The following is a 13104-nucleotide window of genomic DNA, read 5'->3' on the forward strand; positions in this document are numbered from 1 at the left end:
CGCTATTGCCTTGCCGGGGGTGTGCCTTCCGCCGGGGGTGAATCCTTTGCATCCACAATCCGGACGCCGAATTCCGCAACACCTTCGGGCGGCGCGTAAAACAGTATCATGAACGGCGATTCTCCGCCGTGGGGCACATTGGTATTGTTGGTGAGAATTTCCAGCTTGTTGTTCAGAAGTGCTTCCATTTCCTTTTCGCTGAGCACCTGAAGCTGAAAAAGGGAAAGCTGCACACCGGTCAGCTGCCTCTTGGCGGAAAGGGTTTTTTTGTCCTTGTCGTAAATGGCAGCCTCAATGGCAATGAGATCCTTGGACTGGGGAAATCCGTTGACAACCCGGCCCTCAATGACAAATACCCTGCCTGCCTTTTCATTGTCCACGTAATATTGGCGCACATTGCGCATGGTCAGCAGTTCCACATTCCGGGCAACCTCCTGCCCGGGTGAAGCTCCCTCCCCGCTACCGGCGCCGCTTTTCCACCACCACAGGCCGCCGCCGAGCGCCAGAAGAAGCACGCAGGCCCCAAGAATCCGGACAAGATTTTTCCGTTTGCGTGCGGGCAGGTCGGGCAGACTTGCCGCCGCAGGCGGAGCCGACTCCTGCACGGGAGCGGGTTCGTGGGCAAAAACATTCTTGCAGACCGAACAACGCAGCCTGATCCCCGGCTTGACAAGATTGTCCGGCAGGTGAAAGCGGCTGGAACAAGCGGGACACTGTATCTCCACCCTGTATACCCCTGGAAACTGCCCGGCTGCGCCGGAGGCAGGCTATGCGGGAATGACCTCGAAAATCCCTGGCAGCGTGCGGTATTTCTCTGCGTAGTCCAAGCCGTACCCCACAATGAATCCCCGCTCAAGCCGGAAACCCGCAAAGTCTACGTTCACGTCCAACTCGCGCCTTTCGCCCTTGTCCACCAAGGTGGCAAGACGCAGGCTGCGGGCCTTGCGCGCCCGGAACTGGCCCAGCAAGAAACTCATGGTGTGCCCGCTGTCCACAATATCTTCCACAATCAGCACATGCTTGCCATGAATGTCAATCTCTATATCCTTGCTGAAAATCACATGATTGGAACTGAAAGAATCCGTATTGTAACTGGACAACCGGACGAAATCCAGCTCAAGGTTGGGGTTTTTCAGAGAGCGAACCAGATCGCTGAAAAACATGATGCCGCCCTTGAGCACGCAAACAGCCACCAAAGGTTCCTGCCCGTAAACGGCGTCAATGGCGCGGGCAAGCTCCCTGACCCGTGCGGCAATCTGCCCGGGAGTGTACACCGGCTTCAATTCCTTGACCTTGAGTTCCGCAGCGTCCGACATACCCTTTTCCTGCCTGTCCTTGCTATTTTTGTTCCAGAAGTCTGCCGATGGTCGTTTCGAGAATATGGGTATCGGCCAGCCCCGGCTCGGAAATCACCAGCTTGCCGTCCTTGCCGTAAAAAGCATTGTGCGGAATGGTCCTGACCTGAAAAGCGCGAACAATATCACGCCCGGCCAGATATACAGGATATTCCATGTTCATCTTTTCCATGAAGCCGGGCAGCACCTCAGTCTTTTCGTCCACCGAAAGGCCGATGATCAGCACGTCCTTGCCCGCCATTTTTTTGTGTACGCCCACAAGATCGGGAATCTCGGCGCGGCACGGCGGGCACCATGTGGCAAAAAAGTTGAGCAGCACGACCTTGCCCTTGTTTTGGGCCAAAAGGTCCGTAAGCCCCGCAAGGTTCAGGGGAGAAACCCCGGTTGGGGGAGCGGCCGCAACAACGCACGGCAGTGCCAGGCAAAAAAGAAGAGACAGAAGAATTTTTCTCATGAAGTTTCCGAATGTTGCTGATGGTCTGGAATGCAAAAAACCTACGCCACGCCGTCCATAAAGTTTTTGGCCGCACGCACCGCGCCCACGGCATCGGCGCAATAGGCATCTGCCCCGATGCTGTCGGCAAACGCCTGGGTCACGGCAGCTCCTCCCACCATGACCCTGATGGGCAGATCCCGCTCGCGGACAATGCGGATGGTGTCCTCCATGCGCACCATGGTGGTCGTCATCAGCGCGGACAGGCCAATAATACGCGCGTTGTGCCTGACGGCGCAAGCCACAATCTCCTCCGCAGGCACATCCTTGCCCGCATCCACCACGTCAAACCCGTGGTTGCCCAGAAGCAGGGCCACAATATTCTTGCCGATATCATGGATATCCCCCTCCACGGTAGCCAGCACGACACAGGGCAGGTGCTGCTCGCCGCGCCCCGCCTCCAGCAGGGGCTTGAGCCGGGCAAAGGCGGTCTGCATGGTTTCAGCGGCCCGGATAAGCTGGGGCAAAAAATATTCCCGCCGCTCATAGCGCGCTCCCACTTCGGTAATGGCCGGAATGAGCGTATCCTGCACCAGGCCGAAAGGCTCGGCTCCGGCTTCCAGCTCCTTTTCCAGCAGGGGCAGGACGTTCTCCCTGTCGCCGAAGAGCACGGCCTCCGCCAAAGTTTTGGCCGTGCAGGCACTGCTCCCCGGCGCCGCAATCCCGCCTGTGCCGGGCTTCCAGCTGGCATAACCGGCAATGAAGGAAGACGCGTTCGCATCGTGCTGGCAGAGCACCAGCAGAGCGTCCCGCGCCTCGCGCAGGCGCGGGGCTGAAGGATTGGCAATGCACGAACTCAAACCCGCCCCCGCTGCCAGGGAAAGAAAGGTCGCATTGATCAACTCGCGCGCCGGCAAGCCAAAAGAAAGATTGGAGAGGCCCAGTGTGGTGGGCAGCCCCTCACCGGCGCACCAGCGGATCATGTCCAGGCATTGGCGGGCGCTGTCGGGGCTGGAGGAAATGGCCAGAGCCAAAATGTCCACCAGCAGCAGGCGACGGGGAATTTTCAGATCTTCGGCCTGTACCAGCAGGCTTTCCAGAATGCGGATGCGCTGGGAAGTTTTTTCGGGCAGGTGCGCGCCCTGCAGAGGCAAAAGGATGAAGGGAGAACCAAAATCACGGCAGAGAGGCCCCAGCGCCTCCATGCGCCCGGCCTCGCCGCTGATGGAGTTGACCAGAAAAGATCCGGGGCAATAGGGCAGCGCTCCGGCAATGGCCCCGGCATGGGACGAATCCAGCGAAAGCGGCACTTCCAGCCTGCCCACAAGCCGCTGCACCAGTTCCGGCAAAAGAACGGTTTCGTCTACCAGCGGCGCCCCCACATTGACGTCCAGCACTGCGGCCCCCGCCTCCGCCTGGGCATCGGCAAGCTGCAGGGCAATGTCAAAACGCCCTTCCTGCAGTTCACGGGTCAATTCCTTCTTGCCCGTGGGATTGATTCTTTCCCCGATGATGACCAGCGGCTGCTCCGCCCCGATGCGCACCAGCCGCGAACGGCTGGTCAAGCATATCCCGGCGGAGGAATGACCCGGCGTATCAACGCTTTCGGTGCCGCGCAAAACCTGTGCAAGGGCGGCCAGATGCGCGGGAGTGGTGCCGCAGCAGCCTCCCAGAATCCTTGCCCCCATCCGGGCGAAAACGGCTGTCTGCCGCGCAAAGCCCTCCGGCTCCAGAGGAAAAACCGTGGTACTGCCGCGCAGCTCGGGCAGCCCGGCATTGGGCTCGGCCATGACCGGACAAGAGCAGACATCCAGCAGTTCCCGCACCACAGGCTCCATCTGCTCGGGGCCAAGGCTGCAGTTGGTGCCCACAACATCCACACCCATGTTCTGCATGGTTTCGGCAAAAACCGCAGGGGTTGAGCCGGTCAGGCTCATTCCCTGCTCAAAAGTCATGGAAACCATGATGGGCAAATCACACACCCGCCGTGCTGCCGCCACCGCCGCTCGCGCCTCGGCCAGGTCAAACTGGGTTTCAATGAAAATGAGATCCGCTCCACCGGCTGCAAGACCACGGATCTGCCGGGAAAAAGCCTCCATGAGTTCGCGCGGCTCCAGAGCGCCCAGAGGCTTGGCAAAGTGCCCGGTAGGCCCCACATTGCCAGCCACAAAGACAGGGCGGCCCGCCTCCCTCGCCGCGTCCCTGGCCACTATGACCATGTCCCGGTTGAAAGAAAAAACGTCCAGTTTCGGGGAAAGCTTGTACTCACTGCCGCCAAAGGTGCAGGATGTCAGCACATCGGCCCCGGCATCAATATAGGCCTTGTGGATGCGCGACAGAATCTGGGGATTTTCCGTGCAGAATTCTTCGGGGCTTTCCCCAACAGGCAGTCCGGAAGCCTGAAGCATGGTGCCCATGGCCCCGTCCAGCAAAAGCGGCCGCCCCCAGCAAAGGGCCTGGCAAAATGTCATTGGCTTTCCCCAACCTTGTTTGGATCTCGTGCCCGGAAGCGGGAACCGTTTTGCTTTCCGGGCCAAAACCTGTATGCTGCAAAAATCCCGCCCGTCTTCCGCTCCCGGCATGTGCGCGGGGAGAGGCGGAAGCCTTGCGGGGAAGGCCCAGTACTACTGAAAAAAAACAAAAAAAACAAACCCGGACTCCCGCCGCCCGCACGCCCGGCAAGCGGCAGGTTCGCCCCTGTGGATATCATGAAAAAACAGAGCGCCAACGAGGCGAAAAAACACCGTCAGGCCGGAGCGGACGGCGCAACGGACAAAAAAAATTCCCGTCGGGTGGAAATTCTCCACGTCAGGGAACACGAAGACGAAGAAAAGTTGCGCGGGGTCACGGCGGAGGAAGATGCCGCCGATACGCCCGTTGACATTGATGACGGCGACGACGTCATCGATGTTGGTCTGGACGGAGAGGAAGAGGCTCTCTCCGCCGGGCAGGACGGCCCCCTGGCTCTTGAAGACAACCGCAGCGAAGACTTTCCCGCTCCGGCGGGAACCCACCTGCCCGCTGTGGGCGTCCGCGATGGCCTGCACCTCTACCTGCGCGAGGTAAACCGCTTCCCCCTGCTCAAGCCCGAAGAAGAACACGAACTGGCCGTGCGCGTACGGGATCATAACGACGCCGATGCGGCCTTTCGCCTGGTATCCTCCCATCTGCGGCTGGTGGTGCGCATCGCCATGGATTTTCAGCGTCGCTGGATGCAGAACGTGCTTGATCTGGTGCAGGAGGGCAACGTGGGCCTCATGCGCGCGGTCAACAAGTTTGATCCCGACAAGGGCATCAAGTTCTCCTACTACGCCTCGTTCTGGATCAAGGCCTATATTCTCAAGTTCATCATGGACAACTGGCGCATGGTCAAAATCGGCACCACCCAGATGCAGCGCAAGCTTTTCTACAACCTGAACAGAGAGCGCCAGAAGCTGGTCATGCAGGGCTTTGATCCCGATGCCGCCATGCTGGCCGAACGCCTGGGGGTGAGCGAGGAGCAGGTTCACGAAATGGACCAGCGCCTCGCCTCTGCCGACCTTTCGCTCAACATGCAGGTGGGTGAGGAAAGCGGCGGCGCCACCCGCATGGACTTTCTGCCCGCCCTGGGGCCGGGCATCGAGGAGCATCTGGCATCGGGAGAAATGGCCGAGCTTGTGCGCTCCGGCCTGAAAACCCTCATGCCCCGGCTCAACGACAAGGAGCTCTATATCCTGCGTCACCGGCTGCTGACAGACGAACCGGCCACCTTGCGCGAGATCGGCGAACGGTATAACGTCACCAGAGAGCGTGTCCGCCAGCTTGAGGCGCGGCTGCTGGAAAAGATCCGCCGCCACCTCTCCGGCGACATCAAGGATTTTTCAGACGAATGGATACAGTCCTGAAATGAAGCATACCTGCATTGCGCTGTACTGCGCCCTGACTCTGACGCTCGCCGCCAGTTTTTCCCTGCTGGGCTGCGGCGGCTGCGCCGACTCCCGGCACGTGCCCGCCGCTCCCGGAACGCCTCCTCCCGTCGCGGCGGAAGACCCTGCATCCGGACGCGGCGAGCATGCCGAAGATCTGCGCGGAATCGCCGTCCTCCCCCAGGAGGATACCCTCAGCCCCGAAGCTCTGGGCACCTATGCCTTTCTGGTTTTCACCCAAGCCCTTCAGGCCGAGGACGACAGCGCCATGGCCGCCGCAGCTCCGCTGCTGGTGCAGACCCGCCTGCCCGCCAACATCTGGCTGGAAGGCTGTGTCTGGCTGGTGAGCCGCAAATCGCCCCATGCCGTTCTTGTGCTGGAACAGGCGCTTTCTGTCTGGCCCGACGACCTGTCGCTCAACCTGCTCTGCGCGGAGGCACTGGCCGACCAGGGGCAGGCCCAGCGCGGAGTGCAGCGCATGCGGGATTTCCTTGCCAGGCATCCCGACGAGACGGATGCCCGCATAGAACTGGCCCTCCTGCTGGTCAAAATCCGGCAGTTTGACGAGGCGGAAAACCTGCTCAATTCCGTCAGCGGCAAGCAACGCACTCCCCTGGCGGACTATTACCACGCCCGCGCCCTCATCGGCATGGACCGCAAAAAAGAGGCCATCGCGCATCTGCAACGGGCCGTCAAGGCTTTGCCGGACTTTACGGAAGCCCTGGCCGAACTGGCCTTTCTTCATGAGCAGACAGGAAACCTCAAGGCCGCCAAGGCCGTCTACGAAAAACTGCTCAAGCTCGACTTTTCCCCGCCGGACATTCTGCTGCGGCTGGCGCATATCGCCCTGCGCATGAACCAGCCCGAACACGCTCTCAGGCTTGTGCGCCAAGGGCCGAACACCACCCCCTTTCTGCTGGCTGCCACCAGCATGCTCATGGAGTCGCGCCACTATCTGCAGGCGGAGTCCATGCTCAAAGAAGTGGAGTCCCGCAGCGATGCGCCCGATGAGGTCTACCTTCTGCTGGCCGAACTGGCCTATGAGCAGAAGCGCGACCTCTCCCAGGCCCTCGCATGGCTGAATAAAATCCCCGAAGCGGGCAAAGCGGCCCCCCGCGGGGCGCTGCTGCGCGCTCACCTTCTTGCTGATGCCGGAAAAATGACCGAATCTCTGGATCACCTCAGGCAGGCCAGCGCCCGCCAGAACGCCACGCCGGAACTGGCCGAGGCAGAGATACGCATTCTGGCCAGCCTCAAGCAGATGCCCCAGGCTCTCGACGTAGCCCGCAAGGCTGCCGAACGCTGGCCGGACAGCACGGAAACCGCTTTTCTGCTGGGTTCCCTGCTGGACGAAACCGGCGACAAGAAGGCCGCCTTCGCCGTAATGGAGCGCCTTCTTGTTCTCAAGCCGGACAACCATCAGGCTCTCAACTATGTGGGCTATACCCTGGCCGAAGAAAACCGCGATCTGGACAAGGCTCTGGAGCTCCTGCTCAAGGCCGACAGCCTCGCGCCCAACCAGGCCTATATTGTGGACTCTCTGGCCTGGGCCTACTTCCGGCTGGGCAGAGACGATGATGCCCTGCGCGAAATCCGCCGCGCTGTCGGACTGGGGGGCAGCCCTGATCCCACCATCTGGGAACACTACGGCGAAATTGCCGTGCGGCGGGGGCTTGTGGACGAAGCGCGCCGTGCCTATCAAAAGGCTCTGGAACTTGCGCCTGCCAACGCGGAAAGGCTGCGCCAGCGCCTTTCGGAGCTTGAGTCCGCTCCGCGCTCCGGCCCCCCATCCCGATGACGCTGTCTGCGAAGGAAAGCCCCATGAAAAAAATTCTCCTGTTCTGCTGTTTGGCCCTGTTGTGCGCCTGCGCCCGGCAGCCCGTCACAGAGGGCGGCCCTGATGACCAGGCAGCCCTGGAGCAACGCTGGAAGCACTTTGCCGCCCAAGACCGGCCCCAGGCTCCCTACCGCCTGCACATGAGCCTGCGTTTCGGCACGGAAGGCGATACCCGCCGGGTGACAGCCCTTTTCTGGGGCAACGGCGAGCGGGGACTGCGTCTGGACGTGATGGCGGGTGTTGGCGCGGTCATGGCCAAGGTTCTCGAAGACGGCCAGCATTTTCTGGCATACAGCCCCGGAGAAAATACCGCCTATTTCTACCAGGGTGCGACAACGCCCCTGTTGCAGTTGGGCGTGCCCGTGCCCTTTACCCTGAGTCGCCTGGCGGATCTGCTCAACGGGCGCTACCCTGCGGCCTTCGGGCGCAGCCATACCCACGCCCAAGCTGCGGCGGAGAACAAAGCCCACTACGATCTGGACGGCAAACCCGGCGGCCGCCTGACGCTCAATGCCGCAGGCCTTCCCGTGGGCTGGCAGGAACAGGCCAACGGCACAGGCTGGCGCATGGAAATTGCCTATGCGGACGATGCGCCCACCCTGCCGTCCCGCCTTACCCTGAGCCACAGCAACGGCAAGAAGGCCGTCCTGCTGGTCAAGCAGAGGGAAGTTCCCGCAGTTCCCTTTGCCAAGGAACAGATGGCCCTGCCTCTTCCCCAGGGCACGCCTCTTCTGCCCTTGGCCAAATTCAAGCAACGCTAGCCATCTTTACTGCAGGAGCCGCCATGCGTACCGTTCTTCTGGCATCGGATCACGCCGGTTTTGAAATGAAAAAAACTCTTCTGGCCCATCTGGAATCCAGGGGTTTTGACGTTGTCGACCACGGCACGCACTCCACAGAAAGCTGCGACTACCCCGTGCTGGCCCACAAGCTCTGCGAGGCCGTAAAGCACACCGGCTGTACAGGCATTCTCATCTGCGGCACGGGCATCGGGGTTTCCATCACGGCCAACAGGCACGCAGAAATTCGCGCGGCCCTCTGCTTCACAGAACTGCACGCCCGGCTGGCCCGCCGCCATAACAACGCCAATGTGCTCTGCCTCGGCGCACGCATGACCGGCACGGAACTGGCCGGAGCCATTGTGGACGCATTTCTGGAAACCCGCTTCGAGGGGGGGCGGCATCAGCGGCGTCTGGACATGATACAGCAGCGCACATAAGGATCATCATGCTTATCTACAATACGCTGGGACGGAAAAAAGAAGAATTTGTCCCCGTGCGTCCGGGCAGGGCGCACATGTACGTCTGCGGCATCACGGCCTACGATTACTGCCATATCGGGCACGCCCGCTCAGCCCTGGTTTTCGACATATTGGTACGCCAGTTGCGGCATCTGGGCCTGGAGGTGCTTTTTGTCCGCAACTTCACCGATGTGGACGACAAGATTATCAACCGTGCGCGCGAAGAGGGGCGGGACTGGCGTGAAGTGGCCCAAACCTACATGGACGCCTTTCACGAAGATATGGATCGCCTCGGGGTTTTGCGGGCGGATCAGGAGCCGCGCGCCACGGAGCATATCCCCGAAATCCTGTCTTTGTGTGCCCGGCTGATGGATGCCGGCATGGCCTACGCCACGCCCTCGGGGGATGTGTATTTTCGGGTGCGCGCTTACGCTCCCTATGGCAAACTTTCAGGCCGCAGCCTGGACGAACTGCGCTCCGGAGCGCGGGTCGCGCCCGGAGAGGAAAAGGAAGACCCTCTGGACTTTGCCCTCTGGAAAGCGGCCAAAGCCAGCGAGCCTTTCTGGGATGCTCCCTGGGGCAAGGGGCGGCCCGGCTGGCACATCGAATGCTCGGCCATGAGCGAAGCCTGCCTGCCTCTGGACATCCACGGCGGCGGTCAGGATCTGGTTTTTCCACACCACGAAAATGAAATTGCCCAGTCCGAGGCTGTGTGCGGCTGTTCCCTCGCCAAATACTGGGTGCACAACGGTTTTGTACAGGTGAACACGGAAAAAATGTCCAAATCCCTGGGCAATTTCACGACCATCCGCGCCATTCTGGAAAATTATCTGCCGGAAAGCCTGCGTTTTTTCCTGCTGGGCAAGCACTACCGCAGCCCCATTGATTTTACCGCCGACAGCATGAGCGAGGCAGAAAAAGCCCAGCACCGCGTCTATTCCTCCCTGCTGGAGGCGCGCAGAGTCCTGAACCGCACCACATGGAAAAAGAAAGAGCTTCCGCAGGAAATACGCAAGGAATGGGAAGAATTGCCCCAGGCCTTTGATGCCGCCCTGAACGATGACCTGAACACGGCGCAGGCTCTGGGCCAGATTTTCTCCCATGTCCGCCTGGTGAACCGCCTGCTGGAAGACAAAAATCTGAAATCCGGCGAAGAAGCCCGCCTGCTGCTGGAGCAATTTGTGGCTCGCGCCCGCCAATGGCATGCCCGCCTGGGGCTTTTTGGTCAGGAGCCGGAAATCTTTTTGCAGGAGCTGCGCGCCGTCCGGGCCAAACGCAAAAACCTTGATGTGCAACGGGTGGAGGAGTTGCTGCACAAACGCGGGCAGGCCCGCGCAGCAAAGGATTTTGCCCTTTCCGACGCCCTGCGCCAGGAATTGCAGGAAATGGGCGTCAGCGTCAGGGACACTCCCGACGGGCAGACCTGGGATACGGACTAGCGCCCGCGCCCCCAAGGACCGGCCGCACCACGGCATGAGGATCGTGCTATGCCCTCTCTCTTTCAGCGCCCCTGGCTGCGGATTCTTGTTCTGCTGGCCTTTGTCGTGCCGCAGGCCATCCCCGCAACGGCTCCGGCCTTCTTTTTCGGCGGAGTGTCCATCAAGGACGAAAAGGAGATGGGGCGCAAATTTGACGCCATGATCCGCGCCAACATGGGTGTTGTGGACGATCCGGAAGTCAGCCAGTATGTGGGCCGGATTCTGGAGCGCCTGACCAAAAACCTCCCGCCGCAGCCCTTCACCTTCAAGGCGGCGGTTTTTCTGCACAATTCCATGAATGCCTTTGCCCTGCCCGGCGGATATGTTTATGTGTTCACAGGGCTGGTCATGCATATGGAAAGCGAGGAAGAACTGGCGGGGGTGCTGGCGCACGAACTGGCCCATGTTACCCAGCGCCATGTAGCCGCCCGTCTGGAGCGGGCGCAGCTTGTGTCTCTCGGCTCCCTGCTGCTGGCGGTGGCGGGCGTGGCCCTGGGCGGTTCGGGCGGGGGAACCCTGGCCGTCGGGGCCATGGGCGCGGGGCAGTCGGCCATGCTCAATTACAACCGCATGGACGAAAACGAGGCAGACCACATCGGCCTGCAATATCTTGTGGCCGCAGGCTATCCCCCGGCAGGCATGGTGCGGGGCTTCCAGCTTCTGCGGCAAAAAAGCCGCATGAGCGGAACCAGCATTCCCACCTATCTTTCCACCCATCCGGCCATCGGAGACCGCATCAACGGCATCCAGGCCCGCATCCAGACCATGCCTGCTGCCGTTCGCAACCGCGCTACGGACAACACGCGCTTCGCGCGCGTCAACACTCTGCTCTGGGCGCGCTACGGCGACGGGCAGGCAGCCCTGCACCGCTTTGCGGGCAAGGACAGCCTCTCGGCTCTGGGACGGGGCATCGTGCTGGCGCGGCTCAACCGCATCCCCGATGCGGGTGCGGCCTTTGACCGCGCTCTGGAACTGGCCCCCAGCGACCCGCTGGTATTGCGCGAAGCAGGCATTTTTCACTACCGCAAAGGCGATATGAGCCGGGCCGAGGGCCTGTTGCGTCAGGCCATGCGCCTTGACCCGCGCGACTACATGGCCTCGTTTTTCTACGCCCGCATGCTGGACGAAACCGGCAGACAGGCCCAGGCCAAAAGCCACTATCAAGACGTGCTGCGTGCCGTGCCGGAGGATGCGGAAGTGCACGAGGCCTACGGCAAGTCCCTGGGCAGGGCGGGCGACAAAGCCAACGCCTTCATCCATCTGGCTTACGCCGCCCTGTATGCCAACAACAAGAAACTGGCCGAACGCTACTTCAGGGAAGCCAAGGGACAGGCGGAAAAATCCTCCGACAAAAGGGCTTTTCAACGCCTGGAGGCTGCCTACAAGGAGCGCAAGGAAATGTGGGACCAAAAATGACAGAGACACATGCCACAACCATACTGGCGGTACGCAAGAACGGCCTTGTGGCTCTGGCCGGAGACGGCCAGGTCACTCTGGGGCAGACCATGATCATGAAGCAGGCGGCCCGCAAGGTGCGCCGCTTGCACCAGGGAAAAATTCTGGCGGGGTTCGCCGGCGCCACGGCCGATGCCTTTACCCTGTTTGAAATTTTTGAAGACAAACTCAAGGAAGTCCGGGGCGACATGCGCCGCGCCGCAGTGGAAATGACACGGGAATGGCGCAGGGACAAGTATCTGCGCAAGCTGGAAGCCATGCTGCTGCTGGCTGATGAGGAACACACGCTTGTTCTCTCCGGCACGGGCGATGTCATCGAGCCTGACGACGGCGTGGCGGCCATCGGCAGCGGCGGCCCTTACGCCCTGGCTGCGGCCAGGGCACTCGCGCGCCACAGTACCCTTGATGCGGAAAGTATTGCCTGTGAGGCCATGCGCATTGCCGCAGAAATCTGCGTGTACACCAACGACAGGCTGACTCTGGAAACCCTGCCGCCAGCGGGCGACAACGCGGACAACTAAAAACTCTGCGGAATTGAAGAAAGGCTGCATGGAGATCCTCAACGCGGGCTGCAAGGTGAATCTGGGGTTGCGTATCACCGGCGTGCGTCCCGATGGATACCATGAGTTGGACTCCCTGTTCTGGCCCCTGCCCCATCCCCACGATTGCCTGGAAATCAGGCCGCTGCACAGCGGCGGCCTGAAGTTTTTCTGCGCGCAGCCGGACTTTCCTGCGGACAATACCCTCACCAGGGCATACGCGCTTTTTGCCCGCGCAGCGGGGCATGCCCCCTCCCTGGAATTGACCCTGCACAAGGGCATCCCGCACGGGGCGGGCCTTGGCGGCGGCAGCAGCGATGCGGCTGCCCTGCTGCTCTGGCTCAACGCCCGCGCAGAGCGCCCGCTGGCAGGGCAAGACCTGTCGGCCATAGCCGCAAGGGTGGGGGCGGACACGCCTTTTTTTCTCCAGTCATCTCCCTGCCGCGTGCGCGGCATCGGGGAGATATTGGAGCCTGTCGGCAGAATGCTGACCGGCTGGCATCTGGTGCTGGTCTGCCCCATGATTCATGTCAGCACGCCCTGGGCCTTTGCCGCCTACGATGCGGCCTGCGCAGGACAAAACAGCTTGACAATTGCCGGGGGCGGGGCTAATGGAGTTTTTCTCTCCGGGGGGCGCCCCCTGCCGGACATGCACAACGACCTTGAGGCCGTTGTTTTGGCGTGTCACCCACAGCTTGCGGCTATCAAGGCGGATCTGCTGCGCTTCGGAGCGGAAGCTGCGGGCATGAGCGGCAGTGGCTCAAGCATGGTGGGGCTTTTTGCCGCAGAGAACGCGGCGCAGGATGCTGCACGGCATCTGCGCGGGGAGAATTGGCGTGTTTTCACGCATGTGTTGTGACGC

The 13104-nt window shown here is 61.3% G+C and carries 12 protein-coding genes; 8 read left to right on the forward strand and 4 right to left on the reverse strand.

Features of this window, described 5'->3' with window-relative positions:
• Positions 1-2: 2 nt before the first annotated feature.
• The 4 genes from EII23_RS05715 to EII23_RS05730 are packed head-to-tail and all read right to left on the reverse strand — an operon-like array spanning position 3 to position 4259.
• Positions 3-725 (reverse strand): zinc-ribbon and DUF3426 domain-containing protein, encoded by a 723-nt coding sequence (locus tag EII23_RS05715; RefSeq protein WP_124792428.1) that lies wholly within the window; start codon positions 723-725, stop codon positions 3-5.
• A gap of 42 nt (positions 726-767) precedes the next feature.
• Positions 768-1316 (reverse strand): hypoxanthine phosphoribosyltransferase, encoded by a 549-nt coding sequence (gene hpt / locus EII23_RS05720; RefSeq protein WP_124792429.1) that lies wholly within the window; start codon positions 1314-1316, stop codon positions 768-770.
• Positions 1317-1338: 22 nt separating this feature from the next.
• Positions 1339-1809: a TlpA disulfide reductase family protein gene (locus EII23_RS05725; protein WP_124792430.1), complete on the reverse strand. Its 471-nt coding sequence runs from the start codon at positions 1807-1809 to the stop codon at positions 1339-1341.
• A 41-nt stretch (positions 1810-1850) separates the two neighbouring features.
• The gene (locus EII23_RS05730) at positions 1851-4259 is read right to left on the reverse strand and encodes a homocysteine S-methyltransferase family protein (RefSeq protein WP_124792431.1); all 2409 of its coding nucleotides are present in this window, start codon (positions 4257-4259) and stop codon (positions 1851-1853) included.
• A 237-nt stretch (positions 4260-4496) separates the two neighbouring features.
• Here EII23_RS05730 and EII23_RS05735 point away from each other — a divergent pair, with 237 nt between their 5' ends.
• The 8 genes from EII23_RS05735 to ispE are packed head-to-tail and all read left to right on the forward strand — an operon-like array spanning position 4497 to position 13101.
• On the forward strand, positions 4497-5672 hold the full coding sequence (locus tag EII23_RS05735; RefSeq protein WP_124792432.1) for an RNA polymerase sigma factor RpoD/SigA: 1176 nt from the start codon (positions 4497-4499) through the stop codon (positions 5670-5672).
• 1 nt (position 5673) lies between these two features.
• Positions 5674-7491: a tetratricopeptide repeat protein gene (locus tag EII23_RS05740; protein ID WP_124792433.1), complete on the forward strand. Its 1818-nt coding sequence runs from the start codon at positions 5674-5676 to the stop codon at positions 7489-7491.
• A gap of 23 nt (positions 7492-7514) precedes the next feature.
• Positions 7515-8291 carry a hypothetical protein gene (locus EII23_RS05745; RefSeq protein ID WP_124792434.1) on the forward strand — a complete coding sequence of 259 codons (777 nt, stop codon included), beginning with the start codon at positions 7515-7517 and terminating at the stop codon, positions 8289-8291.
• Between the two features lie 23 nt (positions 8292-8314).
• Positions 8315-8749, forward strand: coding sequence for a ribose 5-phosphate isomerase B (gene rpiB / locus EII23_RS05750; RefSeq protein WP_124792435.1), 435 nt, complete (start codon positions 8315-8317; stop codon positions 8747-8749).
• Between the two features lie 8 nt (positions 8750-8757).
• A complete protein-coding gene (gene cysS / locus EII23_RS05755) occupies positions 8758-10209 on the forward strand; it encodes a cysteine--tRNA ligase (RefSeq protein ID WP_124792436.1) in 1452 nt (483 codons plus the stop codon).
• A 48-nt stretch (positions 10210-10257) separates the two neighbouring features.
• Positions 10258-11664 carry a M48 family metallopeptidase gene (locus EII23_RS05760; RefSeq protein ID WP_124792437.1) on the forward strand — a complete coding sequence of 469 codons (1407 nt, stop codon included), beginning with the start codon at positions 10258-10260 and terminating at the stop codon, positions 11662-11664.
• On the forward strand, positions 11661-12224 hold the full coding sequence (gene hslV, locus EII23_RS05765) for an ATP-dependent protease subunit HslV (RefSeq protein ID WP_124792438.1): 564 nt from the start codon (positions 11661-11663) through the stop codon (positions 12222-12224). The genes EII23_RS05760 and hslV overlap by 4 nt, the downstream gene beginning before the upstream one ends.
• Positions 12225-12252: 28 nt before the next feature.
• The gene (gene ispE, locus EII23_RS05770) at positions 12253-13101 is read left to right on the forward strand and encodes a 4-(cytidine 5'-diphospho)-2-C-methyl-D-erythritol kinase (protein ID WP_124792439.1); all 849 of its coding nucleotides are present in this window, start codon (positions 12253-12255) and stop codon (positions 13099-13101) included.
• Positions 13102-13104 lie beyond the last annotated feature (3 nt).

It is taken from the genome of Desulfovibrio sp. OH1186_COT-070 (assembly GCF_003860215.1).
Lineage (GTDB): Bacteria > Desulfobacterota > Desulfovibrionia > Desulfovibrionales > Desulfovibrionaceae > Desulfovibrio.

Coding starts and splice junctions, on each gene's coding strand:
- cysS (WP_124792436.1), top strand. CDS start 8,758: ATGCTTATCTACAATACGCTGGGACGGAAAAAAGAAGAATTTGTCCCC.
- ispE (WP_124792439.1), top strand. CDS start 12,253: ATGGAGATCCTCAACGCGGGCTGCAAGGTGAATCTGGGGTTGCGTATC.
- EII23_RS05760 (WP_124792437.1), top strand. CDS start 10,258: ATGCCCTCTCTCTTTCAGCGCCCCTGGCTGCGGATTCTTGTTCTGCTG.
- EII23_RS05745 (WP_124792434.1), top strand. CDS start 7,515: ATGAAAAAAATTCTCCTGTTCTGCTGTTTGGCCCTGTTGTGCGCCTGC.
- hpt (WP_124792429.1), bottom strand. CDS start 1,316: ATGTCGGACGCTGCGGAACTCAAGGTCAAGGAATTGAAGCCGGTGTAC.
- hslV (WP_124792438.1), top strand. CDS start 11,661: ATGACAGAGACACATGCCACAACCATACTGGCGGTACGCAAGAACGGC.
- EII23_RS05735 (WP_124792432.1), top strand. CDS start 4,497: ATGAAAAAACAGAGCGCCAACGAGGCGAAAAAACACCGTCAGGCCGGA.
- EII23_RS05730 (WP_124792431.1), bottom strand. CDS start 4,259: ATGACATTTTGCCAGGCCCTTTGCTGGGGGCGGCCGCTTTTGCTGGAC.
- rpiB (WP_124792435.1), top strand. CDS start 8,315: ATGCGTACCGTTCTTCTGGCATCGGATCACGCCGGTTTTGAAATGAAA.
- EII23_RS05725 (WP_124792430.1), bottom strand. CDS start 1,809: ATGAGAAAAATTCTTCTGTCTCTTCTTTTTTGCCTGGCACTGCCGTGC.
- EII23_RS05740 (WP_124792433.1), top strand. CDS start 5,674: ATGAAGCATACCTGCATTGCGCTGTACTGCGCCCTGACTCTGACGCTC.